This window comes from Microbulbifer bruguierae (genome assembly GCF_029869925.1).
GTDB classification, from domain to species: Bacteria; Pseudomonadota; Gammaproteobacteria; order Pseudomonadales; family Cellvibrionaceae; genus Microbulbifer; species Microbulbifer bruguierae.
In genome coordinates, this window is sequence record NZ_CP118605.1 from 850,823 (window position 1) to 876,587 (window position 25,765).

The 25,765-nt window shown below is 56.9% G+C and carries 18 protein-coding genes and 2 tRNA genes; 5 read left to right on the forward strand and 15 right to left on the reverse strand.

Translation table 11 applies throughout. From position 1 onward, the window contains the following. Nucleotides 1–5 precede the first annotated feature (5 nt). Nucleotides 6–1,445, forward strand: a complete 1,440-nt coding sequence (locus PVT68_RS03660) for a helicase HerA-like domain-containing protein (RefSeq protein WP_280321259.1) — start codon at nt 6–8, stop codon at nt 1,443–1,445. 40 nt (nt 1,446–1,485) lie between these two features. Here PVT68_RS03660 and PVT68_RS03665 read toward each other — a convergent pair whose 3' ends face one another. Together PVT68_RS03665 and PVT68_RS03670 are read right to left on the reverse strand one after the other, a co-directional pair. Next, nucleotides 1,486–2,325, reverse strand: a complete 840-nt coding sequence (locus PVT68_RS03665; protein WP_280321260.1) for a heme-dependent oxidative N-demethylase family protein — start codon at nt 2,323–2,325, stop codon at nt 1,486–1,488. Nucleotides 2,326–2,493: 168 nt separating this feature from the next. Continuing rightward, entirely contained in the window at nt 2,494–3,009 is a 516-nt protein-coding gene (locus PVT68_RS03670) for a hypothetical protein (protein ID WP_280321261.1), read from the reverse strand. A 734-nt stretch (nt 3,010–3,743) separates the two neighbouring features. Here PVT68_RS03670 and PVT68_RS03675 point away from each other — a divergent pair. After that, on the forward strand, nt 3,744–4,877 hold the full coding sequence (locus PVT68_RS03675) for a M14 family metallopeptidase (protein ID WP_280321262.1): 1,134 nt from the start codon (nt 3,744–3,746) through the stop codon (nt 4,875–4,877). A 59-nt stretch (nt 4,878–4,936) separates the two neighbouring features. Further along, entirely contained in the window at nt 4,937–6,742 is a 1,806-nt protein-coding gene (locus PVT68_RS03680; RefSeq protein WP_280321263.1) for a M28 family metallopeptidase, read from the forward strand. A gap of 101 nt (nt 6,743–6,843) precedes the next feature. Here PVT68_RS03680 and PVT68_RS03685 read toward each other — a convergent pair whose 3' ends face one another. The 13 genes from PVT68_RS03685 to PVT68_RS03745 form a co-directional block, all read right to left on the reverse strand. Continuing rightward, nucleotides 6,844–7,203: a DUF1428 domain-containing protein gene (locus PVT68_RS03685; RefSeq protein WP_280321264.1), complete on the reverse strand. Its 360-nt coding sequence runs from the start codon at nt 7,201–7,203 to the stop codon at nt 6,844–6,846. 168 nt (nt 7,204–7,371) lie between these two features. Beyond that, nucleotides 7,372–9,009: an AMP-binding protein gene (locus PVT68_RS03690; RefSeq protein ID WP_280321265.1), complete on the reverse strand. Its 1,638-nt coding sequence runs from the start codon at nt 9,007–9,009 to the stop codon at nt 7,372–7,374. Between the two features lie 381 nt (nt 9,010–9,390). Further along, on the reverse strand, nt 9,391–9,735 hold the full coding sequence (locus PVT68_RS03695) for an SCP2 sterol-binding domain-containing protein (protein WP_280321266.1): 345 nt from the start codon (nt 9,733–9,735) through the stop codon (nt 9,391–9,393). Nucleotides 9,736–9,842: 107 nt separating this feature from the next. Next, nucleotides 9,843–11,636 carry an acyl-CoA dehydrogenase C-terminal domain-containing protein gene (locus tag PVT68_RS03700; protein WP_280321267.1) on the reverse strand — a complete coding sequence of 598 codons (1,794 nt, stop codon included), beginning with the start codon at nt 11,634–11,636 and terminating at the stop codon, nt 9,843–9,845. A gap of 347 nt (nt 11,637–11,983) precedes the next feature. Then, the gene (locus tag PVT68_RS03705; RefSeq protein ID WP_280321268.1) at nt 11,984–13,045 is read right to left on the reverse strand and encodes an AraC family transcriptional regulator; all 1,062 of its coding nucleotides are present in this window, start codon (nt 13,043–13,045) and stop codon (nt 11,984–11,986) included. Between the two features lie 9 nt (nt 13,046–13,054). Next, a complete protein-coding gene (locus tag PVT68_RS03710) occupies nt 13,055–13,261 on the reverse strand; it encodes a hypothetical protein (RefSeq protein ID WP_280321269.1) in 207 nt (68 codons plus the stop codon). A gap of 420 nt (nt 13,262–13,681) precedes the next feature. Then, nucleotides 13,682–15,073: a class II fumarate hydratase gene (locus PVT68_RS03715; RefSeq protein ID WP_280321270.1), complete on the reverse strand. Its 1,392-nt coding sequence runs from the start codon at nt 15,071–15,073 to the stop codon at nt 13,682–13,684. A 188-nt stretch (nt 15,074–15,261) separates the two neighbouring features. Continuing rightward, on the reverse strand, nt 15,262–15,696 hold the full coding sequence (locus tag PVT68_RS03720; RefSeq protein ID WP_280321271.1) for a hypothetical protein: 435 nt from the start codon (nt 15,694–15,696) through the stop codon (nt 15,262–15,264). 232 nt (nt 15,697–15,928) lie between these two features. After that, the gene (ligA, locus tag PVT68_RS03725; RefSeq protein WP_280321272.1) at nt 15,929–17,962 is read right to left on the reverse strand and encodes an NAD-dependent DNA ligase LigA; all 2,034 of its coding nucleotides are present in this window, start codon (nt 17,960–17,962) and stop codon (nt 15,929–15,931) included. 143 nt (nt 17,963–18,105) lie between these two features. After that, nucleotides 18,106–19,596 (reverse strand): cell division protein ZipA, encoded by a 1,491-nt coding sequence (zipA, locus tag PVT68_RS03730; RefSeq protein ID WP_280321274.1) that lies wholly within the window; start codon nt 19,594–19,596, stop codon nt 18,106–18,108. A gap of 120 nt (nt 19,597–19,716) precedes the next feature. Continuing rightward, on the reverse strand, nt 19,717–23,220 hold the full coding sequence (gene smc / locus PVT68_RS03735; RefSeq protein ID WP_280321275.1) for a chromosome segregation protein SMC: 3,504 nt from the start codon (nt 23,218–23,220) through the stop codon (nt 19,717–19,719). A 230-nt stretch (nt 23,221–23,450) separates the two neighbouring features. Beyond that, a complete protein-coding gene (gene ccmI, locus PVT68_RS03740) occupies nt 23,451–24,755 on the reverse strand; it encodes a c-type cytochrome biogenesis protein CcmI (protein ID WP_280321276.1) in 1,305 nt (434 codons plus the stop codon). After that, a complete protein-coding gene (locus PVT68_RS03745) occupies nt 24,748–25,296 on the reverse strand; it encodes a cytochrome c-type biogenesis protein (protein WP_280321277.1) in 549 nt (182 codons plus the stop codon). Before PVT68_RS03745 ends, ccmI begins: the two co-directional genes overlap by 8 nt. Before the next feature lie 175 nt (nt 25,297–25,471). Between PVT68_RS03745 and PVT68_RS03750 the strand changes: the two genes are divergently transcribed. Together PVT68_RS03750 and PVT68_RS03755 are read left to right on the forward strand one after the other, a co-directional pair. Then, nucleotides 25,472–25,547 (forward strand) — tRNA-Val (locus tag PVT68_RS03750). A gap of 50 nt (nt 25,548–25,597) precedes the next feature. After that, a tRNA-Asp gene (locus PVT68_RS03755) sits at nt 25,598–25,674 on the forward strand. The last annotated feature ends 91 nt before the right edge of the window (nt 25,675–25,765 follow it).

Sequence of the window (25,765 nt, forward strand, 5' to 3'; positions counted from 1 at the left end):
CCTGCATGCCCTTGCCCCCAATTCCCATTGGCATGGACGCCGCCACTGCAGCAATAAACAGCTCCCATCCGCCCCCTACCAATACCAGCGCGAACACCCTGTTCCCCGAAATGCTGAGCCGTCACAGTATCATCTGCGGCGCCACGGGTACCGGCAAGACCGTGACCCTGCGCTTCCTGACCGAACAACTCAATACCCGCGGCATAGCGACACTGGTCACCGACTTGAAGGGCGACCTCGGCGGCCTGGGCGCACCCGGAGGCGACAGCGAAAAAGTCAGCGCTCGCGTCAAACTGTTCGGCCTCGACCGGAACTACTACCGCAGCTTTCCCCTGTGCCAGTGGGGACGCGGCGGCCTATCCATGCGCACCACCCCTTCAGAACTCGGGCCGGAGCTGATCGGTCGCATGCTGCAACTGAACGACAACCAGCAGGGTCTGATGCACCTGCTGTTTCATATCGCCGATGTACAGGGGCTACTACTCCTGGACTGGAAAGACCTGTGGTCGTTGATCAATTACGCGGAGCGCCATCGCAAGGACTTGCTGACAGAGTTTGGCACTGTTTCTCCCGCGAGCCTCGGCGCCATCAAACGCAAATTCCTTGCGCTGGAAACTCGAGGCGCAGACACCCTGTTTGGGGAACCGGCCCTCGATCTCAATGATCTGGTAACCGGGAATCACACCCACCTGCTCGATGCCAGCGATATGCAGCCGGCAATCTACGGCATCCTGTTGCTCTGGCTGCTGGCAGAGCTTTATGAAAACCTACCGGAAGTGGGCGACCGCGAATTGCGGCTGGTGCTATTTTTCGACGAGGCCCACCTGCTGTTTGACGACCTGCCAAAAAACCTGTGCGAGGAAGTGGAGCAGATCGTAAAGCTGATCCGCTCCAGAGGCGTTGGCGTCTTTTTCATTACTCAAAACCCCCTGGATATTCCGGAAAACATCCTCGCGCAAGTGGGCAACCGCATTCAGCACGCGATGCGCGCCTACACACCCACCGAGCAACGAGCCGTCAAAGCCGCCGCCAACAGCTTCCGCACAAACCCGGAAATCGACACGGCGAAAGCCATTGGCGAACTGGCGGTGGGCGAAGCACTGGTCTCATGCCTGGACCGGGACGGTGTACCCCAGCCAGTATCACGCCTGCTGATTCATCCACCCGCAAGCCGCCTGCGGCCGCTGGATGCCGAGGAGCGGGCCATTCTACTCAGGAACAACCCATTGCAGCAGAAGTACAACCGTAAGCTGGATCGACAATCCGCCTACGAGCAGCTGCAGAATCGCCGTGAACCGGCGGAACAACAACCGAATAAACCCCACGCGAAAAAACCCGGCACATTGGTAACGGAGCTTGATCGGATGGCAACCAGTTTTGGACGCCAGATAGGAAAAGAATTGGTGCGAGGACTGATGGGCGCCCTTACCGGGCGCAAACGCTGAGATTACACCAAGTTATGACTCTGCATTGGCTCGCACACCTTCACCCTGATGGCGACGCCGCGTTAGCCCCGGCAAAGAACCCGTGTAACGCCGGCAACATGGTCGCAATAGATTTGTATTTGGACTCCTGTGGCGACATCGCTTCCACCGCCCTTTGCAAAGCTGCAACTGCACCTTCAATCTCCAGCAGATCCGCCAGCGGATTGATAGTTACGCGGATACTAAACACCACTGCGCCGGTTTTTGGCAGTCGCCGCAAAGACTGCCGCTCGACGCGCAGATACAAACCTTTCTCCCCACCTCCGGCGTCATCGTCGTTTTCGGCCTCCCCGCGCTGCAGCAGCTCCGCCGAATCCACCACCGACCAGTTGCCCCGCCACACTGGATATTCCGGCAACAGGTGATCGAAAAAGCGTGTAACCTGGGTGCCTAATTTCTGCTGGAAACCAGGTACCGGCCGGTGAATTTGTGTCAACGGCTGGCCGATTTTCTCCTCCAACCGCCAGTAACTGGGCGCCGCCAGAGAAGCGGCAACCAGTGTGTAGCCGTCTGTATCAGGCTGCAAAATACACAGATCATCCGCGACCCAGAGGCCGGCCTCCCAGAGCGGCGAAGCAGAGGCGTGCGCGGATTCGATCCCGGGCAAACGCAGTGTTTGTGCGCCACTACGCCACATCAGCCCACCGCCCGCAGTCTGGCAGTAACTGGCATGATCTGCGACCAGATGACGCCCCAATATTTCCACCAACTCCCGTTGCGCCGCGAGTGCCCCGGGCAATTGTGCATATATGCGCTCACCCAACTTACGCCGGGTGGAAAGCTTGTTGTGCAGATAAAAAGGCAGGTGCGGACTGGGCTCAATCCAACGGCGGGGGCTCAACCTGTTGAGCCCCATGTGGACCACATCAGGGGTACGAAGGAACGGAAGACAGGCGTTAGGTGATTGAAGGTCCTGAGCATAGCGGCGCTGTCTCTGCGCCACCCGCCAAGATTCATTACACGACGGGTGCGTGGATATACTCACCACCGGAACCGCACCAAGGCCGACTTAACGGGCCGCGGCAAATTGCTCGACGCGAGCCTGCTGAAGTGCAGCCAGGTCCTGTACCCAATGAATGTCGCTAACGGCAACCTGTTGGCCGGTGTAGCGGGCCAGAGCGGCGGTAATCTGCTGCAGATCCCGGGACTCGCCGGCAACCGCTTCCAGAGGCAGCGCAATCCAGGCGTCTCCACGCTGATCAATGACCGGTTTCCCGCTATTGATGACTGCCGCCTGAGAGTTCTCTGTCCCCTGGTCGACAGCAGTCAAATGACGATCAATCGCGGATGAGCCACCTGCTGGCAGGTAGATGGTGCCGTTGGTGAAGTCCACCGCAAACGCGACAATTCCGGGCAAAATGCCGAACAGCAGCGCCGCGCCGTCCAGAATCACCACGGCGGGATCGACCCGACCACCGGTCTGCCCCTTGCGCTCCGGGTACAGCATGTAACCACAGGCAGTGAGGTTCAGCACTAGAGTAAAGAGGCAGCTGGCGGCTATGCCGCGCTTGATGGATCTGTTCATGGAATCTTGTCCTTCACTTATTCGCAAGGGGCCGCGACACAGGCTTGTTACGGCCAGCGGATCGGGCAACAGTGCCGCTCGGCTAACGCAGGCAAGAATACCCGATTTGCCTGGTCAGCCGAAGATGGCGCCGGTTATATCTTTGTGCGCCAGGTCGCAGACTGTGCGACCACTTTAACGGATTTCTCAACGTCCGGAATAAGCTGTCTATTAGTCAACCGATGAAGCGCCAACTTTTCATCTGGGCAAACCACACCCCGAGCCCCTGCCTAAACTTTAAACAGCACCTGCTGAGGTATGTCAGGGAGCAGTACAACATTTCTGTTGGTGTGGTAGTGGTTTGCACCACGCAATGACCAGGGCAGTGAGTAGTCGTCAATGGTCTGACGTCAGAAATTTCAAGGAGCAGTAGTCTCAGCAGGTGCCGCCAGGGATTGGCAGAAGCGCGGTGTTCGCAAGAGCACCGCGCTTTTTTATTACGTGGAATTCGCCCAGCTTCGCAGTCCCATTACATCTGTCGGATTACCTGCACATCGTGCGTGTCGAATTTTTGCACCAACGATTACGAAATTATCCACTAAAGAAGTGAGACCTGGCAGTGATTTCCTTCAAGCTGCACTGGACTATTCTGAACTCTTGCTTCAAATCGGTATCCTGCTCAGCATCTTGTGATCAAAAGCCGGATACTCTGGCCATCAATACACCATCGCCTAACCTCTCTGCGGAGCCAACGCATGCATATCAGCAGCGCCTTTGACAGTGGCAACATCACCGTCATCACTACAGAAAGCAACCCCATCGAGCTGGCTATTCAAGTCGACAACCAGTCGGACTTTTACCAGTGGTTCCACTTCCGTCTCGACGGTGACGTAGGACAGGAATACCCTCTGCGCATTAGCAATGCCGGCAAGGCAGCCTACCCCGAAGGCTGGCAGAATTACCGCGTATGCGCGTCCTATGACCGCCACAACTGGTTTCGCATTGATGCCCACTACGATGGCTCGGTACTGGACTTCACTGTGGCATTGGATCAACCCAGTATTTACCTGGCCTACTTTGCCCCCTTCTCCTGGGAGCGGCATCTCGACATGCTGGCGTGGACACAGTCCGATGAACGGGTGCAATCAGAGACCCTCGGACAGACCCTGGACGGTCGCGATATGACCCTGCTCACCATCGGCAACAGGGAAATCGCCAGCCGCAAAGTGTGGATGATCGCCCGCCAGCATCCTGGCGAAACCATGGCGGAGTGGTTCGTGGAAGGTTTTCTGGAAACCCTGCTGGATGAATCCAACCCCGCCGCCCTTAGCCTGCTCAAAGACACTGTTTTTTATGTCGTACCGAACATGAACCCCGATGGCAGCGTACGCGGACACCTGCGTACCAATGCCGCCGGTGCCAACCTGAATCGGGAATGGCAGGACCCAACCATGGAACGCAGCCCGGAAGTCTACCTGGTGCGCGAACGTATGCTCGCCACCGGTGGCGATATCTTCCTCGATATTCACGGCGACGAAGCGCTGCCATTCAATTTCGTCGCAGGGTGTGAGGGCATCCCTGGTTACGATGAACAACATGCGGCGCTCGAAAATACGTTCAAGCAGGCATATGTCAAAGTCAGCCCCGACTTCCAGACCGAGCGCGGCTACCCACTCGACAAACCCGGAGAGGCGAATATGACCGTGGGCACCAACTGGTGCGGTCACCAGTTCCGCACCCTGGCGTTGACCCTGGAAATGCCGTTTAAGGATAACGATAACCTCCCAGACCCCATTGAAGGCTGGTCTCCTGCGCGCTGTCGCCAGCTGGCCAAGGATATGCTGTTCCCGATCCGGGAAACCCTGGCATACATGGATGAAGCAGAATAATTCACAGCGCGACAATGGCCCTAATACAAAGAATTCGATAATCAGAAAAAGGAAACTTCATGCACAAGACCATTCGATGGCGACACCTGGCACTGCCGGTAGCACTCGCGGTCGGTATCGCCGCCGGTTGCAGCAAAAGTGACGATAGCAGCGCGGAAAACACCGCTGCTGATACCACTCAAACGGAACAAACCGGCGAGCGCAAACTATTGCCGCCAAAAGAGATGCCGACGGTCGACGTGATCGACGCACCGACTCTGGATGCCGCAGGCGAAGCAGAAATAGCAGAAATTGCCCAGGATCTGCACAAGCACGTTGCGGTGCTCGCATCCGATAAGTTCGAAGGACGTGCGCCAGCCACCCAAGGGGAAGAGCTCACCGTCAACTACCTTGCAGACCAATTCAAAAAAATCGGACTGCAACCGGGCGCAATTGACGAACACGGCAATCCCAGCTGGTTCCAGCAGGTGCCCGTAGTCGAAATGCAGATCGAAAGTACCCCACTGCTAATCAGGGGCAAGGACTACCAGCAATCCCTGAAACCGATCCAGGACATGGTGGCCTTTACCCAGCGCCAGCTCCCGCAAAGCAAGCTGCAAGACAGCGAGCTGGTATTTGTTGGCTACGGTATCGTTGCACCGGAAAATAACTGGAACGACTACCAAGGTCTGGATATGCGCGGCAAGACCGCCGTCATTCTGGTCAATGATCCCGGCTATGCCACTCAGGACAAGAGCCTGTTCAACGGCAATGCCATGACCTACTACGGCCGCTGGAACTACAAGTTCGAAGAAGCCGCCCGACAAGGCGCAGACGGCGCCATCATCATCCACGAAACCGGAGCCGCCGGTTATCCCTGGGAAGTAGTGAGCGGCAGCTGGACCGGCGCCCAGATCAGCCTTGCAGCAGACAATAAAAATGTCGACCGGGTGGCGGTGGAATCCTGGATCACTGGCGATGCCGCCTCAGCCCTGTTCAAGGCCGCCGGTCTCGACCTGGCCGCGGAAATGGACGCAGCGAAACAGCGCGGCTTCAAACCCAAGCCCCTGAATCTCACCGCCAGTGTCGACCTCAAGAGTGTGGTGCGTACCTCAACCTCCCGCAATGTGGTCGCCAAGCTACCGGGCAGCCAATACCCGGATGAAGCCGTGATTTACACCGCCCACTGGGACCACCTTGGCGTCAATGCCCATGCGGAAGGTGAAGACCAGATTTTCAATGGTGCCGTGGATAACGCCACCGGCACCGCCGGCCTGCTGGCGATGGCACATCAGTTCGCGAAACTGCCTGAAGCACCGCAACGCTCCATTGTATTTGTCGCGGTTACGGCAGAAGAATCCGGGCTGCTCGGCTCGAAATACTACGCTGCCAACCCAGCGATTCCCCTGGAAAAAACCGTTGCCGGCATCAACTTTGATGCCATGGGCGTACTCGGTCCCATGCGCGATGTCATTGTGGTCGGATACGGCAACAGTGAACTGGAGAAAATGCTGGAAAAAGCCGCCGCCACTCAAGGCCGTTACCTCTCGCCGGAAGATCACCCCGAGCGCGGCTACTTTTACCGCTCCGATCATTTCAGCCTGGCGAAAAAAGGCGTTCCCATGCTGTACTTTGATTCCGGTACGGACAGCTTCGAAAATGGCCGCCAATGGGCGCAAAAGAAGGGCGATGAGTACAACGCTCACGCCTACCACAAGCCGGGCGATGAATACGATCCGCAGTGGAATCTCGAAGGCGCAGCCCTGGATCTGGCCCTCGGTATCGACCTCGGCCTGGCACTGGCAAACAGCCGCGACTGGCCGAACTGGTACGTGGGCAATGAATTCCGCGCTGCCCGCGATGCCAGCGGTGACGCACGAAAATAAACCGCTGGCGACTACGCGCTGCGCAGGTTAACCACAAGAAGAGCGTCGCATATGCGGCGCCCTTTTTGTTGGTGACGCTCTCAACCTACTTCTTTTTTAACTTAAAGCTCGACGAAGGTCTTGAAACCACCCCAGAACATACGCTTGCCGTCAAACGGCACACTGTCAGGCGCCATTCCCGCAAGCCTTGGATCCGCCATGACCTTCTTGTTGATTTCGTCGCGCTGCTCACGGGATTCATACACGATCCAGGAAAAAACCACAGTCTCCCCCTCTTCCAGTTTCACGCTCTGGGGAAAAGATGTGACCTTGCCTGACTGAACGTCATCGGCAACGCATTCCACATACTCCAACGCACCGTACTCCTTCCATATGGACCCAGCCAGTTCTGCCAGGGCCCGGTATTCGTCCAGTTTGTCGGTTGGAACCGGCACCACAAATCCATCTACATATCGGGACATTTCCACACCTCCTTGAGTGTTTTATCTAGGCCCCTCCATTGAAGCACTTTTCGGCCACAAAAAAACCCGCTGCTGGCAGCGGGTTTTTACTTTCATACTACGAGGCTCGATTCCAGGCTCGTCTTCAACTATTTGCACGCATTTTTCTACGCGCTAACAACCATACAATTATGCACTGACGGCTTCGCCCATTTTCTTCATTTCCTCATCGCGCAGTTCGCGGCGCAGAATTTTTCCGACATTGGTTTTCGGCAGATCTTCCCGGAACTCAATGTTTTTGGGCACTTTGTAGGCCGTCATATTTTCACGACAGTAGGCGATAACCTCTTCGGCACTCAGGGAAGCGTCGGCCTTGACCACAAACAGCTTCACTGCTTCGCCGCTGCGCTCATCGGGAATCCCCACTGCAGCCGCCTCGGTAACCTTCGGGTGTGCACTGACGATATCCTCGATCTCATTCGGGTACACATTGAAACCGGAGACAATAATCATGTCTTTCTTACGATCGACAATCTTGATGTAGCCATCGTCCTGAATGACCGCCATATCGCCAGTTTTCAGCCAACCATCTGGATCGATGGTTTCCCCAGTGGCCTCCGGGCGCTCCCAGTAACCCTTCATTACCTGTGGGCCGCGCACACAGAGTTCGCCGGGAGTGTTGTTAGGGAGGTCGTTGCCGTTTTCATCTATCACCTTCACTTCCGTTCCCGGAACCGGCAGACCCACAGTGCCCAACTGCACAGCTTCCGCCGGGTTGAACGACACCACAGGCGAAGTTTCTGTCATGCCATAACCTTCGGTAACCACACAGCCCGTCATCTGCTCCCACTTTTCTGCCGTTGCGCGGGTCAGTGCCATACCGCCGGAACACGTGGTGTGCAGCTTACTGAAATCAAGATTGGCAAAATCCGGATTGCGCATCAGGCCATTGAACAGCGTGTTCAGACCGACAAATCCAGTAAAACGCTTGCCCTTCAGGGTCTTTACGAAACCCGGGATATCCCGCGGATTCGGGATCAGTAGAGAGTGGCTGCCGGTCGTCAGCAGGCACATGCAGTGAATGGTGAACGCGTAAATGTGATAGAGCGGCAGTGGCGAAATGTAAAACTCCTCGCCTTCCTTCATGGAATCGCCGAGCGCTTCGCGCACCTGCTCCATGTTGGCAACCAGGTTTCGATTGGTGAGCATGGCGCCCTTGGCTACGCCAGTGGTTCCGCCTGTGTACTGCAGTACCGCGATATCATCCGGTGTCCGCTGCACATCCTGATGCGGCCTGGATGCACCCAAAGTCATCGCACTGCGGAAATCCACCTGGTTGGCAAAACTGAATTCCGGCACCATTTTCTTGATGTATTTGGCAACACTGTTGATCAGCAGACGCTTGACCGGCGAATGCAGGTCGGCAATCTCGGAAACAATGACCTGCTCTACGGAGGTTTCCGCAACTACCGATGAAGCGGTATCCGCGATATTCGCGAGCACGACGAGAGCTTTGGCACCAGAGTCATTCAATTGATGCTTGAGTTCTCTCTGGGTATACAGAGGGTTGGTGTTGACTACGATCAGTCCGGCGCGCAGCGCACCAAATACAACCACAGGATATTGCAATACATTGGGCAACTGCACGGCAATACGATCACCGGGCTTCAGATTGGTATGATTCTGCAGGTAGGAAGCGAAGTTGGCACTGAGTCGGTCGATGTCGCCAATCGTCAGGGTATGCCCCAGGCAAGTAAATCCGGGGCGTTCTGCATACTTGGCTGCGGCACTGGAAAATACGTCAAGAATACTGCGTTCGATGTCCAACTGATTTCTCCCAATCCTGTTGTTTTTGTGGGCTTGTCCGCCACGAGCATATCGCTATCTTTGTCCCGAGAATTATCCTTCAAGGAAAAGACGGAAGATACCATTTCGAACCGTAAACCTGGCTGAAACCAACCGGCCGTCTGAGATCGTGGTAGATATACTCCATGTCCGTTTTATAGCCGAAATTCATCGACGAAGGGGGGCGCGGACAAAGGATTATTGTAAGTTTTGTACGTTATCCGGTGATTGTTGCTAAAAGTGGCCATTTGCCCGCCTCGATTCACGAGACATCAAAGGGACTACCCGGGATATTTGCCAATTCCGGCGCTATTGGATCACCGATACCCCGGCTTTTCTATTCCGCGACAGGTAATCCGACGGTCAACCGTGAGCGGAGAAAAGGTCCGCCAATGCCGCAGCAAGCTGTCGGTTGCCGGTGAAGCAAATATCGCCAAGCAAAAAGGCATGACGCGCGCTCAATTGGCCATCAACAATGTCGTTAAGGGTTTTGAACGACATCTCCAGTTCCAGGTCAGCATTGTCTGCAACCCCCAAAACCTGAACGGTTTCGAGAGGGACGTTTTCACTAGCGCACTCACTGTTTCGATCAACCTGAACCTGAAGGTAAAAATCGCTACCATCGGGCAACCGAAACTGTACCCGAGTGCTATTTGGCACACAAGTTAACCGCTGTAGCCGCGCGAGGATCTGTTCCGGTAAATGCATCGGTGCTCCGGCATTGACTGGCTCTACTACTCACCGAAATTGGTGAACGCCAGATTCAAAAACACCGCCGCTGTTACCAGCGGCGGTGTTTTCTCGTTGAATCAGGCTCAGAATACGAAGTGATCCGCATCCAGGCCCATCAGGTTGTCAGCGCCACTTTGCATGGTGATCGCATGCGCGGCGGTGCGCGGCAGAATACGCTCGAAGTAGAATCGTGCAGTAGTCAGCTTGGCGCGATAGAAGTCTTCTTCTCCAGTGCCTGCCGCCAGTTTTTCAGTGGCAACTTTGGCAGACAATGCCCACAGGTAGGCCTGTACCGCGTAACCGGAGTACATCAGGTAATCCACAGACGCCGCACCGACTTCGTCGGGGTTCTCCATGGCTTTTACGCCGATGTTCATGGTCAGTTCGCCCCACTGCTGATTGATTTCCTGCAGCTTGGCAACAAACGGGGCCAGGGCTTCATTGTCGATTTCTGCCTGGCAGAACTTGTGCACAATTTTGGTGAACTTGCGCAGCAGTTCTCCCTGACTCATCAGTACCTTACGACCCAGCAGGTCGAGGGCCTGAACACCGGTGGTTCCTTCGTAAATGGTGGAAATCCGGGCGTCACGTACGTTCTGCTCCATGCCCCACTCGGCGATATAGCCATGGCCACCAAAGCACTGCATACCCAGGTTGGCGGACTCGTAGCCGGTTTCAGTCAGGAACGCTTTGGCAATCGGGGTCAGGAAAGCCAGTAAATCGTCAGCCTCTTTGCGCTCTTCCTCGCTACCCACCTGGGTGCGGTCAACCTGCTGCGCGCACAGCAGGACCAGCATACGGCCACCCTCAGCAAATGCTTTCTGGGTCAGCAGCATACGGCGCACATCCGGGTGCACAATAATCGGGTCAGCCACACCTTGCGGATTTTTCGGGCCACTCAGGGAGCGCATCTGCAAGCGGTCTTTGGCGTAGGCCAGAGACTTCTGGAAGCCCGCTTCCGCGTGCGCTACACCTTGCAGCGCAGTACCCAGGCGCGCGGTGTTCATAAAGGTGAACATGCAGTTCAGGCCTTTGTTCGGCGGGCCAATCAGGAAACCTTTGGCGCCGTCGAAATTCAGTACCGCAGTAGCGTTGCCGTGGATACCCATCTTGTGCTCCAGGGAACCACAGGTCACGCCATTGCGTTCGCCCACGGAACCGTCTGCATTCGGCATGAACTTGGGTACGATAAACAGGGAGATACCTTTGGTGCCGACAGGGGCGTCAGGCAGACGGGCCAGAACGATGTGGACGATGTTCTCGGCCATATCGTGCTCACCGGCAGAAATGAAAATCTTGGTCCCGGAAATCGAGTAAGAGCCGTCTTCATTGGGCTCAGCCTTGGAGCGCAAGATACCCAGGTCGGTACCACAGTGCGGCTCAGTCAGGCACATCGTGCCGGTCCAGCTACCTTCCACCAGCTTGGTCAGATAAGTGTGCTTCTGCTCGTCAGTACCGTGGGCTTCCAGGGTATTCATGGCGCCGTGAGACAAGCCAGGGTACATACCCCAGGACCAGTTGGCGGTGCCCACCATTTCGCTCAGAATGGTACCAAGAGAGGGCGGCAGGCCCTGCCCACCGTGATCTACATGGTGCGCCAGAGACGGCCAGCCGGCTTCGACGAATTGCTGGTAAGCTTCCTTGAAGCCTTCCGGGGTGGTGACTTCGCCGTCTTTCCAGGTGCAACCCTGCTGGTCACCTATCTGATTTAGCGGCGCGAGGACGTTCTCACAGAACTTGGCGCCCTCTTCCAGGATGGCATCCACCACGTCCGGGCTTGCATCTTCATAACCCAGAGTCGCATAGTGCTGATCCCAGTTCAGCAGCTCACGCATGGCGAAGCGCATATCTCGCAGCGGAATCTTGATCTCGCTCATCCTGATTACCCTCTAATGTCAATGTCGCAATTTTTAGTTGGCGGACCGGATACTGGATCCGGGAATCACAAGCGCCATGTCGGCAGACAGGCAAACCAGTGACTCAACTTCTGCTTTTATTCATATTAGATGCAAACCAGCAAAATTCCCTATGGCGAAAAGTGCCCAAAGCGCTAACAAAATCCGGCGAGAACATAGCATTAGAAAATGACGCAGAAGTCAGCCCGGGAGACGCAACGCCAAACCATTTTACGGTTCAGGCGAGTAATTTTTCCCCACAGGTTTACCCGCCGGAACATCGACAAGCGCGCTGACAAAAGGATATGCCGAGGATGCCCGATCAGGGCTTAGAGACCTACGGAGGTGGTACGCGGGCTCTTGCGGTATTCGCCGGGAGTGACCCCGGTCCACTTTTTAAAAGCGCGGAAAAATGCGCTGGCCTCATCAAAACCAAGCATTTCCGCGATCTGGGTATTGGAAAGATCCGGGCAGCTCAGATAGTGAAAGGCCGCCTCCATACGGCATTCGTCCTTGAGCTTCTGGTAGGAGGTACTCTCTTGCTGCAGCTTGCGCCGCAGTGTGGTCACCGACATATTCAGACGGTCAGCCACGGCTTCCGCAGCAGGCATGGACTCACTCACATCCCGGTTGAGAATTGTTTTTACCTTGGTCTTGATACTGTTGGCATTACCGTCGCTGATAACCAGGTGGTAGGGCGCGGTGCGGATGAAGTCCTCCACCGTCTGCGGACTCTGAACAATCGGGTAGTCCAGATAACGACTCTCGTATTCCAGAGCGTTGTACGACTGATCAAACAGTAATTCTCCCGCTTCACTCTGGGCCAATGCCAGAAACTCCTCGGGGCAGGGAAAGGAAAAGTGCAGCTTGGCGAGCGGAATCTCACGCCCTACCAACCAACAGTAGAAGCGGTGCCACACTGCCAGTGTGGTGCGGATAACGCCGGGGCTGGTTTCAGCAATCAATTGCTCGAACTCCCCGGACTGCAGCGAGCTGATTCCGTGAATAACCACACGGTCACGGTCGCCGTCCCGTTCAAGTACTGGCTTCACGCGAAAGCCACGGCAGATTTCCATAAATTCCGCACTGAGGGTAATCGCCTGGCGAACCGTAGCGCAATTCACTACGGTAAGACACAACAGGCGAAAAGAACCGGAACGCACGCGCCCGCCGCTCAACATACCAAACCATTCGTCTTGAGCGAGCCACATCACACGCTGGTACAGGCGGCCGTATTTGACCGCGGAGAAAGCCGCAGTATCTTCCAGCTCGTCCTCGGCAATATCCACCGATGCCAGTAGTTCCGCCCGGTCACAACCGTGCGTCGAAGCCTCGTCCAGCAGGCGCTGCACATAGGCAATGGGAATACGAATATCGTCGTCGCGGTCCATTGCTGCTCTTTACTTGTCCTTGCGATTACGCAGCCAGCTAAGCAGCGCACCAAACCCGAAAGCCACGGCCACGATCACAGCCAGGAAAACCAGCATCAGCACCAGATAGCTGAGAACATCTGCAACCGGCAGATCCCAACTCCAAATTGCCGCGGCAATAAATGCAATACAGGCGAGCACGCTGGTGATAAACGAACGACGGCGTTTTATGGCCATAACAGGATCACTTTCATTGGCAAATGGACAACTGGTCAGGGTTTGCCGGCAACACTACACTTATAGCTACTCTCTCGGGGTAAGGCACATTGCCCTGTGAATACTATAGAAGTATCCCCGGAAACTCCCGACAGTCCCCAACGGCGCCGAATCCTGCAACATCGACCCGCAACTGTCAACGCAGCTCCGGGTGCGGCATTTCCACAATCAACCAGTGAGAGATGCAGATGATGAAAAAACGAATGATATACAGACAGGAAGACCGGGCGATTTTGCGCAAACTCGCAATATGGATAGAGTGTATGGCGCTGATCACAGGGGCTATATTGCTGGGCATTCTGGTGCTCTCCTGAAACCCGAAAACACCTTACGTAACTCTCTACCTGCCGCAGGCAACCGTTCCCGGGTCAATTCAATCGCTCACGAGCCTCCCTGAATACCGCCACGGCTGAGTTTTTCCGGATCCAGTAGTGTTTCCAACTCATCCCGGGCCAGCTCGGTCATCTCTTCAGCCACATCCAGCACCGGGCGCCCACTGGTATAGGCCGCCTTGGCGACCTCCGCAGCTCTGGCGTAACCAATGACCGGATTGAGCGCGGTAACCAGAATAGGGTTTTTTGCCAGCGCCTCCGCCATGCGCAAGCGATCGACAGTAAAGCCCGCTATTGCCCGGTCTGCCAGTATTCTGCTGGCAGAGGCCAGAATATGGATGCTTTCCAGCAGCGCATAGGCAACAACCGGCAGCATGACATTCAGCTGGAAATTGCCACTCTGCCCCGCCACCGTGATAGTGGTGTGGTTACCCATTACTTTTGCCGCGACCATAGCAGCGGACTCGGCAATGACCGGATTAACCTTGCCCGGCATGATACTGCTGCCCGGCTGTAACGCCGGCAGCGCTATTTCACCGAAGCCCGCCAGCGGGCCACTGTTCATCCAGCGCAGATCATTGGCGATTTTCATCAATGTCACCGCGAATGCATTTAACTGGCCAGAAACTTCCACCGCGGTATCCTGGCTGGCGATAGCGGCAAAGGCATTGTCCGCAGGACGCACAGCGACGCCACAACCGGTACTCAATTTACGGGTAAAAGTCCCGGCGAAATCCTTGTGCGCATTGAGTCCGGTCCCAATCGCGGTGCCCCCCTGGGCCAACTGCGCGAGCCTGGGCAAACAGGCTTCGAGCCGCTCTATGGACAAGTCCACCTGCGCAGCCCAGCCGGAAAGTTCTTGGGAAAGGGTAATGGGAACCGCATCCATCAAATGGGTACGACCGGTTTTCACAATCGTTTCAAAGCCCGATGCTTTTTCGCGAATGACCTGCACCAGGTGAAAATGCGCGGGCAGTAAATGATTCTGTATTCCCAGCAGCGCCGACAGGTGTATCGCTGTTGGAATGACGTCATTACTACTCTGACACATATTGACGTGATCATTGGCGCTTACGGTTACGCCACTCTGCGTCCCCGCCAGGTGCGCCAGCACTTCATTGACATTCATGTTAGTGCTGGTGCCGGAACCGGTTTGAAAAACATCAACCGGAAACTGCTCCTGATAATTATCGGCGGTAAGGCTGTCGCAGGCGCGAATGATGGCCTGAGCAACATCCGCCTTAAGAAGGCCGAGACTGAGATTGGTTTCCGCCGCCGCCCGCTTGATCGCGACCACTGCGCGTAGAAAAGCATGCGGCATCACGTATCCGCTGACCGGGAAATTGTCTACCGCACGCTGGGTCTGTGCCCCATAGGCCGCACCTGCAGGTACCTGTACATCCCCCAGGCTATCCTTCTCAGTGCGAAATTTCTCCGTCATCATTCACTCCTGTCAGACATCCTTTACTTTTGACTGGCGTCCACAAGCAACGATCCATGGATTTTTAAAACTGGTACGGAGTATTGAAATACGGATTGCCAGACAATCCGGCGGCTTGGGAGAGCAAGAATAGTGTGCAGTGAGGCGAACTGGAAAAGTTTAGCAGCGGTCGATCATTTACAGACGACTCACATACTGACCCGCCCTTCTTGTGTCCACTCACAGCGCACCTGCATATCGCCACAACCGGGCTCATGGTAGAGACCTGCCGCCTCCCAGGTAAAAGAGTGTGTGCCGGAAAGTTCTGTTTCAAGGTGTACCGTTGCGGATACCCAGTACATGCTGCGCAGTAACTCTTCGAACTTCTGAATCCAAAGATCCCATTCGTATTCGACTGCACGATAGGATGCACCGAAGTGGATCACGTCAGTCTGGTACTGGGATTGTTTTACCTTGATGGTGGGTGTGGAAAACATATCCCGGCACAGAAATGGCCACTCGTCAGCACCGGGAAGAGCGAGTATCGCTTCACGATTGACCCGGCGGCGCTCACTGCCGCCGGTGAGGCTGCTGCTGTCTTTGATACAGCCGTAAACAATGGATTCCTGATCGCCCTGAATCACTCTGCACAACCCCTGAAAAACCGCTGAATGCCATCGCCCCGATTTACCCGGGGCTTCGGTTACAGAAAAATCTTCTTTTGCCAACTGTAACGGCGCAGCAGTCAGAAAGCCACTATTGCGTCCAGGCAATTCACCTATCCGGTCGCATTTCAGGGAATCCCTCTTACACCAGTGACAACCATGCATCACCCCAATGTTTACCCGACCGGCAATTTGTCGACAAAGCGAGCAATTAAATCTCGATACCCTGCTCGCGCAGCATCGCCATCAAGCCTTCCTCGTCCAGTATCGGCAGCGCCAGATCCCGGGCCTTGTTTAGCTTGGAGCCAGCGCCAGGTCCCGCCACCACCGTATGCGTATTCGCCGATACACTGCCTGCGACCTTGGCCCCAAGGCGCTGCAGATAATCCTTGGCCTCGTTGCGAGACAGGGTCTCCAGTTTGCCGGTCAGCACCCAGGTCTGCCCCGCCAGGGGCTGTGCGCTTGTGTCCTGTTTTTCCGATTCCCAGTGCACCCCGGCCTGTTGCAGAGCGGCCAGCTCTTCCAGGTTGTGTGGCTGCTCGAAAAATTCGGCCACATAGTGCGCCACCACTGGCCCCACATCGTCCACCTGCTGCAGGGCTTCCGTATCCGCTTCCATCAAATGCTCGAGGTCGCCAAAGTGCCGCGCCAGATTACGCGCAGTGGCCTCTCCTACTTCGCGAATCCCCAATGCATAGAGAAATTTTGGCAGTGTTGTGTGTTTACTGTGCTCCAGCGCATCCAGCAGATTCTGCGCAGATTTTTCACCCATCCGCTCCAGAGCGATCAGGGGCGGCAGCGACAGGTGATAAAGGCCGGATACTGATTTCAGCAAACCCTCATCCACCAGCTGTTCTACCAGTTTGTCCCCCAGGCCGTCGATGTCCATGGCCCGCCGCGCCGCGAAATGTTTTATCGCCTGCTTGCGCTGTGCACTGCAGATAAGACCACCACTGCAACGGGCAACAGCCTCACCGGGCGTTGCCTCCACGGGAGAATCACACACCGGGCAATGAGTGGGAAACTCGATGTCGCGGGCATCAGCCGGGCGCTTAATTTCCACCACCGACACCACTTGCGGAATCACATCACCGGCGCGGCGAATGATCACGGTATCACCGATTTTCACTCCCAAACGCTCGATTTCGTCGCGATTGTGTAGGGTCGCATTGGACACGGTTACCCCACCGACAAATACGGGCTCAAGTCGCGCCACCGGCGTTACCGCACCAGTTCGGCCTACCTGGAATTCCACATCCAGCAACCGGGTCATTTCCTCTTGGGCAGGAAACTTATAAGCCGTAGCCCAGCGCGGCGCCCGCGCCACAAACCCCAGTCGCTTTTGTAGCGGAATACTGTTGACCTTGAATACGATGCCATCGATATCGTAGGGCAGTTGTGCGCGCTTATCCCCCAGCTGACGGAAGTAGTCGATGCAGCCCTTGATATCGTCCACCACTGCCATTTCGCTGTTGATACGAAACCCCCAACGGTTAAGCTGTTCAAGAATGTCAGAGTGACGCTCAGGCAAATCGCCCTCTACCAGCCCCACGCTATACGCACACAGCTCCAGCGGTCGCTGTGCGGTAATTCTAGAATCCAGCTGGCGCAGACTGCCGGCTGCTGCGTTGCGGGGATTTACGAACAGCTTTTCACCGGCAGCGCGGGCCTTTTCATTCAGCGCCGCAAAACCTGCCTTGGGCATATAAATCTCCCCTCGCACCTCCAGCACTGCAGGCACGTCACTTGCCAGCAGTTTCAGGGGCACCGAGTGGATGGTGCGCACATTCTGGGTGATATTTTCCCCCACGCTACCGTCCCCGCGGGTCGCCGCCCGCTGTAACAGGCCGTCGCGATACAGCAGGCTGATCGCAATACCATCAAGCTTGGGCTCGCAGGCATATTCCACCGACGCCGGACTATTCAGGCGCTCGCGAATACGGCGATCAAAATCTTCCAGTTCTTCATCGCTGAATGCGTTATCCAGCGACAGCATTGGCATTTCGTGGGTGATCTGATCAAAAGCCGCCAGCGGTGCCGCGCCCACACGCTGGGTGGGGGAATCCGGAGTGATCAGCGCAGGGAACTCCGCCTCCAGCTGCTGCAGTTCACGCATGCAACGGTCAAATTCCGCATCCGGCAGTTCCGGGCTATCGAGCACGTAGTATTGGTAGTTGGCACGATTGAGAATGTCGTGCAGTTCCTGTGCACGCTGCTGTTTTTCAGTGGGGATATTTTTTGTCATTTTCAGTTCGCAAAAATGGGGGATTCTTGCCAGTGAAGAAGGAGAATTCCAATAGGAACCTGCACGCAAACTTTCCCGGTTTCAAAACCGGGATGATTCACCCGCAAGCAGGTTCCTACGGGAGATAGTTCGATTCGGCGGGTTCAGGCCTGGGCTCTGGCCAGAGCCTTACGACGCTGGAATTCCATTACCCGCTGGCGGTAGTGCTCCGCAGTCTGCGCGGTAAACACGCTGCGGTTTTCATCTTTCAACTCGCCGCCCAGTTGTTCGGCAATACTGCGCGCGGCATGCAACAAAGTGTCGAATGCTTTCAACGCTTCCACTTCAGCGGGCAACGCCAGGAACAGGCTGATACCAGGCGTCGTGAAATCTTCCATCTCCGACATATCGAAAGTGCCGGGCACCACAATATTGGCGAGACTGAACAGCGCAGGGCCCTCCCCCGCCTCACCGCAGTGGTAGTGGAAAATATTCATATCGCCGAAGCGCAGGCCACTGGAAAGCAGTACCCGCAGCAGGTCATTTCCCTCAAAGCAGTCGTTCTCGGGCGCCATGATGTTAAGGATCAGGACCTCTTCCACCGCCCGTTCGGGACGCTTACCCGAGACGGCATCGCGTTTGTCGCCATGCCGCTTATCCGCAGCAGTTTGCGCGCGAGCTTCTCGTTTGGGCGCCACGTTTTTCTTGAGCTCCGGAAATTTCAGCTCTGGCAGTTTGATCTCGGCACTGGCCCAGGCCGACTTCGTCGGTTCCTGCTCTGCCGCCCTCTGTGCAACATTCCCCTCCGGATCTTCGTTCACCTCTTCCTCGGGTATTGCCTGCAGCGTTTCCAGGCTGACAGATTCGTCCAGAGAAGGCTCGCGACGGTCTGCAAGTATCGGAGCCTCAAGTTCCTCAGCGGCTTTCTCCTGAACTGCAGGTCCGCTAAATTCGGGAGCTAAAGAGTCTGACGCGCTTGCGACTGCCATACGGCCACCGGCTGCCGCCCTTGTATGCCCATCCATGGATTCACCCGTCGCAGACTCTTCCACAACGGAATCCATCAGGGTCGGAACCTGGTCGTCTAGATTCAGGGCTGCCTGCTCCGGAATCGCCGCGCGGGTAGTATCTCCCCGCGAAGTCGTCATATTCTCGGCGCCCTCACTTTCACTCCGGTCGGGCTTACTACCCGCAAGTGGTTTGCGCGAGGACTGAAAATTCTGCTGCACCTGGCGATTAACCTGACTGGCATCTTCCGGCTTGCGACGCTGTACCACACGAACGGTACCCGGCAATTCCGCCAGAATCTGTCGACGCTTTTCCGCCTCTTGCGGATCGATAAACTCGAGCTCTGACTCGGCAATAGGCGACGCCGCAGATGCAACTAGCGGCTTAGGGACGGGCTTGGCCGCGGGTGTCGTACCAGGCTTGGCATTGAGGTTAGGAGCAGCCATGGGAACATCCTGTGCCGGCTCCACTGGGCGTGCTGGCGACAGGATGTCGTTGTCGTAGTCATCCAGATCCCTGCGCATGGAACGAGAGAGTTTGCGGGAAACCTTTACGCTATCCCGGTGCTTCAAGTAAGCGCGGCGCGCACCGTCAAGCACTACGGCGAACACGACCAGTGCCAGTAAATTGATCAGCCAGTTATCCATTTGTGCTTCCCTCTCCCTACGCCGCCATCCATGGGAGCTGCAAACATGGCTTCTGCAGGCTCTGATTCCATGTGTTGTGATTCACCGGGATCTTCCGATTTAAACAACTTGTTGTCTTCATTATGCCGACGCCAGCTCCGCGGCCTCTTCCACATCCACCGATACCAGGCGCGATACGCCCGGCTCATGCATGGTAACCCCAAGCAACTGGTCAGCCATTTCCATGGCAATCTTGTTGTGGGTAATGTAAATGAACTGCACGTGGGCCGACATTTCTTTCACCATACGCGCATAACGACCGACGTTCGCATCATCCAGTGGTGCATCCACCTCATCCAGCATACAGAAAGGAGCCGGGTTCAGACGGAAAATGGAAAATACCAGAGCGATAGCCGTCAGCGCCTTTTCCCCGCCCGAGAGCAGATGAATGGTGCTGTTACGCTTGCCCGGTGGGCGCGCCATGATGGCAATCCCGGTATCCAGCAGATCTTCCCCGGTCAATTCCAGATAGGCGTGGCCACCGCCGAAGACTTTCGGGAAGAGTTCCTGCAGACCGCTGTTTACCTGGTCGAACGTTTCCCTGAAGCGGGTACGGGTTTCCTTATCGATACGCCGGATGGCATTTTCCAGGGTTTCGAGAGCATCGTTGAGATCGTTGAACTGCCGATCCAGATAATTCTTGCGCTCGGATTCCTGCTTGTACTCGTCAATGGCGGCGAGGTTGATCGGGCCGAGACGGGAGATACGCGCAGCAACCAGCTCGATATCCTGCTGCACCGCGTCTATGGTAAGGCCATCCGGGAGCTCTTCCAGCAACACCGCCACATCGTGATCGGATTCACGCAGCTGTTCGACCAGGCCATTGCGCTGAGTTTCCAGGGTCTGAGCAGCAAGGCGCTGCTGCTCCAGCTGGGCGCGCACCCCCTGTAGCGCAGACTCCGCCTTGTGGCGCTCCTGCTCCTGACTGCGCAGACTGGTCTCGACGTCTTCAAGTTGTTTGCGCGCTTCGCTCAACTCGTTTTCCACATCAATCCGCTGCGCGAGCTTTTCTTCCAGTTCCCCCTGGAAATCCTGGGAGGGATCCTGGGCGTCCTCGACCTGCTGTTGCAACTCCTCGCGACGATCCTGCAGTCTCTGTACCTGCTCGCTCAATACCTGCAGGGTTCGCTCCAGGGAAACCTTTTGCGTGCGCACGGACTGCTCGCGCATGGCCAGCTCATGGGCGCGATCCTTGTCCTCCCGCGCGCGCTGGCGAGCGGCATCGAGTGCTTCGCGCAATTCTTCCCGGCGGGCCAGCAGGGATTCGCGGCGATCGGTATCGTCGCTCATCGCTTCCAGCGCTTCCTGCAACACGATGCGGGCCTCTGAAATGGACTCAGCCTCCACATCCATCTGCTCGCGCACTTCAGCCATTTCCTGCTCGATACGGCGACGACGCTCATCCATCTGTTCCTGGCGCGCGCGCTGCGCGGACAGCTGGCTACGCAGGTCACCCGTGCGACGGTTCAATTGCTCTGCGTTATTGCGCGACTGCTCGATACCGGATTCCAGTTCACCGGCACGTGTTCGTAATTGCTCGCGGGTATCCGACAGTTCCTCGATGCGAGCCTCGCACTCCGCCAGGGCGCTCTCAAGCTGTTCAAGTTCCTGCTTGCGCGCCAGCACGCCGGCTTCCGCATCAGCGCCGCGACTGACCCGCAGCCAATTGGGACCGATCCAGAGACCGTCGCGGGTAACGATGGACTCGCCACCGTTGAGCTGTTCGCGCTGGGACAGTGCCGTGGTCAGGTCCTCGGCGGTGTAGATACCATCAATCAGGCCAATCAATGAAATCGGGCCCTGAACCACATCCGCCAGTTTCGGCAGGCTACCAGCACCAGCCGGAGCCACACTGCGGCCATCGACAAATACCGCCTGACCGCCTTCGAGACTAGCGAGCGACTCCCGCAGCGATTCGATCTGTTCGACGCACACTGCCTGCAACTGGGGGCCAAGGACCGTTTCTACCGCGGTTTCCCAGCCGGATTGCGCGCTGATTTGCTCCGCCAGGCGTGGGTGATCCTGTAACCCCTGCTGCTCCAGCCAACTGGCTACCGACTTACCCTGCCCCATGGCCGCCTGCTGCAGCGCCTCCAGCGAGGCCTGGCGACCGCGACTGGTCTGCAGCTGCAGACGCTCTTTGTCCAGCTCGGCAGCAATTTCGGTTTCCTGACGGCGCATGTCCGCCAGCTGCTCCAACTGTTCGGCAACGGATTCACGCAGCTCGGCGAGCTGCATATCCAGTTCGGCGAGTTCCTCGTTCTGTTGGTCCAGCTCACTGTCATCGCCGCTACCGGCGAGGCTATCGCCCTCGTTTTTGAGCTTGCTGATGCGTTCCTGCAGACGCTGAGTCGAGGTTTCCAGGTGCTGAATTCGGGATTGCTGCACCTCGGCTCTCTGCCGGGAGCCTGAAGCCCCCTGATTGAACTGGTCCCATTCATTTTGCCAGTCGCGCATCTGGTCTTCGGCGGTCAGCAGGGTCTGGGCGGACTCTTCCTCCGCGGCCTGTACCATTTCCAGATCCGGCACAATCACTTCAAGCTCGGCATCGAACTCCAGTGCCCTCTCCTGATCCGCGGCCAGCAGTGACTGGGACTCGCCGAATTCCCGCTCGGTACGGGCACAATCTGCTTGCAACTGGGCATTGCGCTCGCGCGCGTGTGAAATACTCTGCTCCAGGCGCGCGATATCTGCGCCCACGGAATAGAAACGCCCCTGAACTTCATTGAACGCATCGGACAGATCGTGATAGGCCACCCGTTGCTCTTCAATGCCGGTATCACAACTTACCTGGCGAGTGACCAGCTCTTCGACGGTGAGTTCCAGCTCACCAATCTGCTGTTGTTTAGCCTTCGCCTGTTCGTCCAGGTCGCGGTATCTGAGAACCTGCAAGTGCGCCTTGTGCGTGCGCTCCTCTTCCTTAAAGCGGCTGTATTTCTCTGCGGCAGCAGACTGGCGTTCAAGACGGGACAACTGGCGATCGAGTTCGTCGCGGATATCCGTTAACCGCTCGAGATTTTCCTTGGTGCGACGCATACGATTTTCAGTATCGCGGCGGCGCTCCTTGTACTTGGAAATACCTGCAGCTTCCTCAATGAATACTCGCAGTTCCTCAGGCTTGGCCTCGATCAACTTGGAGATCATGCCCTGTTCGATAATCGCGTAGGAACGGGGGCCGAGACCGGTACCCAGGAACAGGTCGGTCACATCCCGACGACGACACTTCTCACCGTTCAGGTAGTAGTTGTTCTGACCGTCACGGGTCACCTTACGCTTGACGGAAATCTCGCTGAACGCAGCGTATTCGCCGGTGAGCTTGCCTGCGGAATTGTCGAACACGAGTTCGATTGAAGCCTGTCCAACGGGCTTGCGGCCACTGGAGCCGTTGAAGATTACGTCCGTCATGGAATCACCCCGCAGGTTCTTTGCGGAAGATTCGCCCATCACCCAGCGTACGGCGTCGATGGTATTGGACTTGCCACAACCATTGGGGCCGACCACGGCGCTAAGGTTAGAGGGGAAGTAAACGGTGGTCGGGTCGACGAAGGACTTGAACCCGGCCAACTTGATGCACTTCAAACGCATGGTCTTGAAACTCGGTAATACCCGGCGCCCGTACAGCCAACACGGCCACCGAACGCTCTTGTAATCTGTTTTGCTACTTAATCTGACCGCACAGTGCAGTCGAATTGCCGTTTTGCCACCGCAAACCGCCGATTGTACATGGCTGCGTGCGCGGTTTCAGCGCTAATTTCGCAACCTGCCGATGCCACACTGAGGAACGGGCCAGAGCCCGGCAAAACCAGCGGCAGCAATCAGATTTGCTGGTCGATCGCGATATTCACCGGTTTGGTCCAGTCACTGCGCGGCAGGACTTCGATCTGCCCCTGCCAGTCACCGGGTGCCGGGCGAGCATTGCCGCCCACGGCCAGACGGGCAACAAGCCGCACCTGATCCACCGTTTTGAGTGACCGCCCGGGCATCATCGCCCTGGACTCATCCAGCACCACCTCAGTGGGCAGGTCCGCCGCGGTCAGGCGCACAATTGCCAACGGCATCGGGCTATCTGCTGTGCGCGCATATACAAACACCGGGGTTTGCGGGGACGCGTTCACGGTTTCCGCCAGCGAAACCATCACGCGAATGCTGTTTTCAGTTTTCTCAGGCGCAACAGCAGATTCAATTTGCGAGTGAGCGGAATCCGCCAGCTGCGCGGGGGTGCTCTGAGCCGGGCGTTCAGAACCGGGGGGGGCTGCGGAACCAGCTCCCGCTTCGGCCATGGCGTTTTCCGCACGGACCACACCGGCGGCGAGTGCCTGCGCAGCGTTGGAGCCCGGCTGCATCTGCGCCAGCGCCCGCTGCCAGTAATTGCGCGCCGCCTCGAACTCACGACGCTCGAAGGCCGCAATACCGGCCAACCCTAAGGCGGTCGGGTTAGCAGGCTGGGCATCCAGGACCCGGGCAACTTGCTCAGCCACTTCCGCGGTCACCTGTGAGCCACCAGCAAAGAACAGCGCCTGAGCCAGCTCTGCACGAATATTGGATGCACCCGGTTCGCGAGCCAAAATTTCCCGGTACTGCGTCACGGCACCATCGATGTCGTTGCTTACCATCAGGCGCTGCGCCAACACGTAGCGACTGGAAATATCCTCCGGGTGCGTAGTGGCCCGCTCCCGTAACTGCTGAGTGATGCGCGCCTCCGCCACCATATCGGTCTCCCCAGCCTGGCTGGCCAACATTTCCCGATACAGCGCCAGGTCGCTATGCGCACCCCAGTAAAAATACAAACCCACTGCCGCCAGGGGAATCAGCAGCGCGAGGCCGGCTAACAGGCCGCGGCCACCATTGCGCCGCTCTTTCAGGCGATAGCCCTCGCCCTCTTCCGCCAACAATTTGCGCGCAAGCTCCGCCTTCATCGACTGGTACTGCGCATCATCGACCGCGCCGCTGGCACGGGAAGCTTCCAGCTCCGCCAGATGCTCCCGGAACAACACAGCCTGCGCAGACAGCACCTGGGCCTCGCCCGCCGGACTACCAGCACGCCACCGCAACAGCGGCCAGGCGACAAACACCGCCAGCGGCAGCAGCAGTAATACCAGAATCAACCAGAGATCAATCATTGTGCTTACTTCCGCCCTGTTCGCCATCATCCAGTATCTGCGCCAATCGCTGCTGCTCTTCCACACTCAATTCCTGAGTCGCTTCGCCCTGAATGCCGCCGCGACCATTACGGGAGCGCGCCACAACAATCACAAGGCTCAACAATCCCAGCGCCGCGAATACACCGGGCGCCAGCCAGAGGGCCAGGGTATTGCGCTGAAGCGGCGGGCGATAAAGTACAAAGTCGCCGTAGCGGGCCACCATGTAATCACTGACCTCCTGATCACTGAAACCCTCCTCCAGCAGACGGCGAATCTCCCGTCGCAGATCCGTCGCCACCATGGAGTCGGAGCCGGCAAGATTCTGATTCTGACATTTCGGACAACGCATCTCTTCGATCAGAACCTGATAGCGGGCCTGCAACTCCGGACTGGAAAGCTGCTCCACCTCAACCGACGCCCGGGAATGGGTCGCCACCAACAGAGACGCCACCAACAGAAAAGGGAGCGCAAGCAGGGGCAGCGCGACAAGCGGGGACCTCTGTTTCTTTCGTTTGAGCACTGGGTTTCTCCGGCAAAATATCCGGCGATTATAGCAGCGTGACGACGCCCCTACACCGCTTAAAGACGGCGGCCTGATTCGCTTCAGAACGGCTTAACTCTTTGAAAGACAAAAAAATTTTCAGAAAGCGTTGACGCCCCAAAAAAAATCATTACTATACGCAGCTCCTGACGCGGGGTGGTTAGCTCAGTTGGTAGAGCGGCGCCCTTACAAGGCGTAGGTCACAGGTTCGACCCCTGTACCACCCACCATTTTCCTTTACGTCTGCCAGGCAGATTGCTCAAAGGAATGTCAGGAATGCGGACCGGTAGTTCAGTTGGTTAGAATGCCGGCCTGTCACGCCGGAGGTCGCGGGTTCGAGTCCCGTCCGGTCCGCCACATACAGAAAAGGCTCACACGAAAGTGTGGGCCTTTTTTGTATGCGCTGGACCCACGCGCGAAAATCCCCGCGCTACCAAATCCCGCCGGG

Excerpts from the sequence above, each read along its gene's own strand:
- PVT68_RS03660 (WP_280321259.1), top strand. The coding sequence starts at position 6 with ATGCCCTTGCCCCCAATTCCCATTGGCATGGACGCCGCCACTGCAGCA.
- PVT68_RS03670 (WP_280321261.1), bottom strand. The coding sequence starts at position 3,009 with ATGAACAGATCCATCAAGCGCGGCATAGCCGCCAGCTGCCTCTTTACT.
- PVT68_RS03675 (WP_280321262.1), top strand. The coding sequence starts at position 3,744 with ATGCATATCAGCAGCGCCTTTGACAGTGGCAACATCACCGTCATCACT.
- PVT68_RS03680 (WP_280321263.1), top strand. The coding sequence starts at position 4,937 with ATGCACAAGACCATTCGATGGCGACACCTGGCACTGCCGGTAGCACTC.
- PVT68_RS03685 (WP_280321264.1), bottom strand. The coding sequence starts at position 7,203 with ATGTCCCGATATGTAGATGGATTTGTGGTGCCGGTTCCAACCGACAAA.
- PVT68_RS03695 (WP_280321266.1), bottom strand. The coding sequence starts at position 9,735 with ATGCATTTACCGGAACAGATCCTCGCGCGGCTACAGCGGTTAACTTGT.
- PVT68_RS03700 (WP_280321267.1), bottom strand. The coding sequence starts at position 11,636 with ATGAGCGAGATCAAGATTCCGCTGCGAGATATGCGCTTCGCCATGCGT.
- PVT68_RS03705 (WP_280321268.1), bottom strand. The coding sequence starts at position 13,045 with ATGGACCGCGACGACGATATTCGTATTCCCATTGCCTATGTGCAGCGC.
- PVT68_RS03710 (WP_280321269.1), bottom strand. The coding sequence starts at position 13,261 with ATGGCCATAAAACGCCGTCGTTCGTTTATCACCAGCGTGCTCGCCTGT.
- PVT68_RS03715 (WP_280321270.1), bottom strand. The coding sequence starts at position 15,073 with ATGACGGAGAAATTTCGCACTGAGAAGGATAGCCTGGGGGATGTACAG.
- ligA (WP_280321272.1), bottom strand. The coding sequence starts at position 17,962 with ATGACAAAAAATATCCCCACTGAAAAACAGCAGCGTGCACAGGAACTG.
- zipA (WP_280321274.1), bottom strand. The coding sequence starts at position 19,596 with ATGGATAACTGGCTGATCAATTTACTGGCACTGGTCGTGTTCGCCGTA.
- smc (WP_280321275.1), bottom strand. The coding sequence starts at position 23,220 with ATGCGTTTGAAGTGCATCAAGTTGGCCGGGTTCAAGTCCTTCGTCGAC.
- ccmI (WP_280321276.1), bottom strand. The coding sequence starts at position 24,755 with ATGATTGATCTCTGGTTGATTCTGGTATTACTGCTGCTGCCGCTGGCG.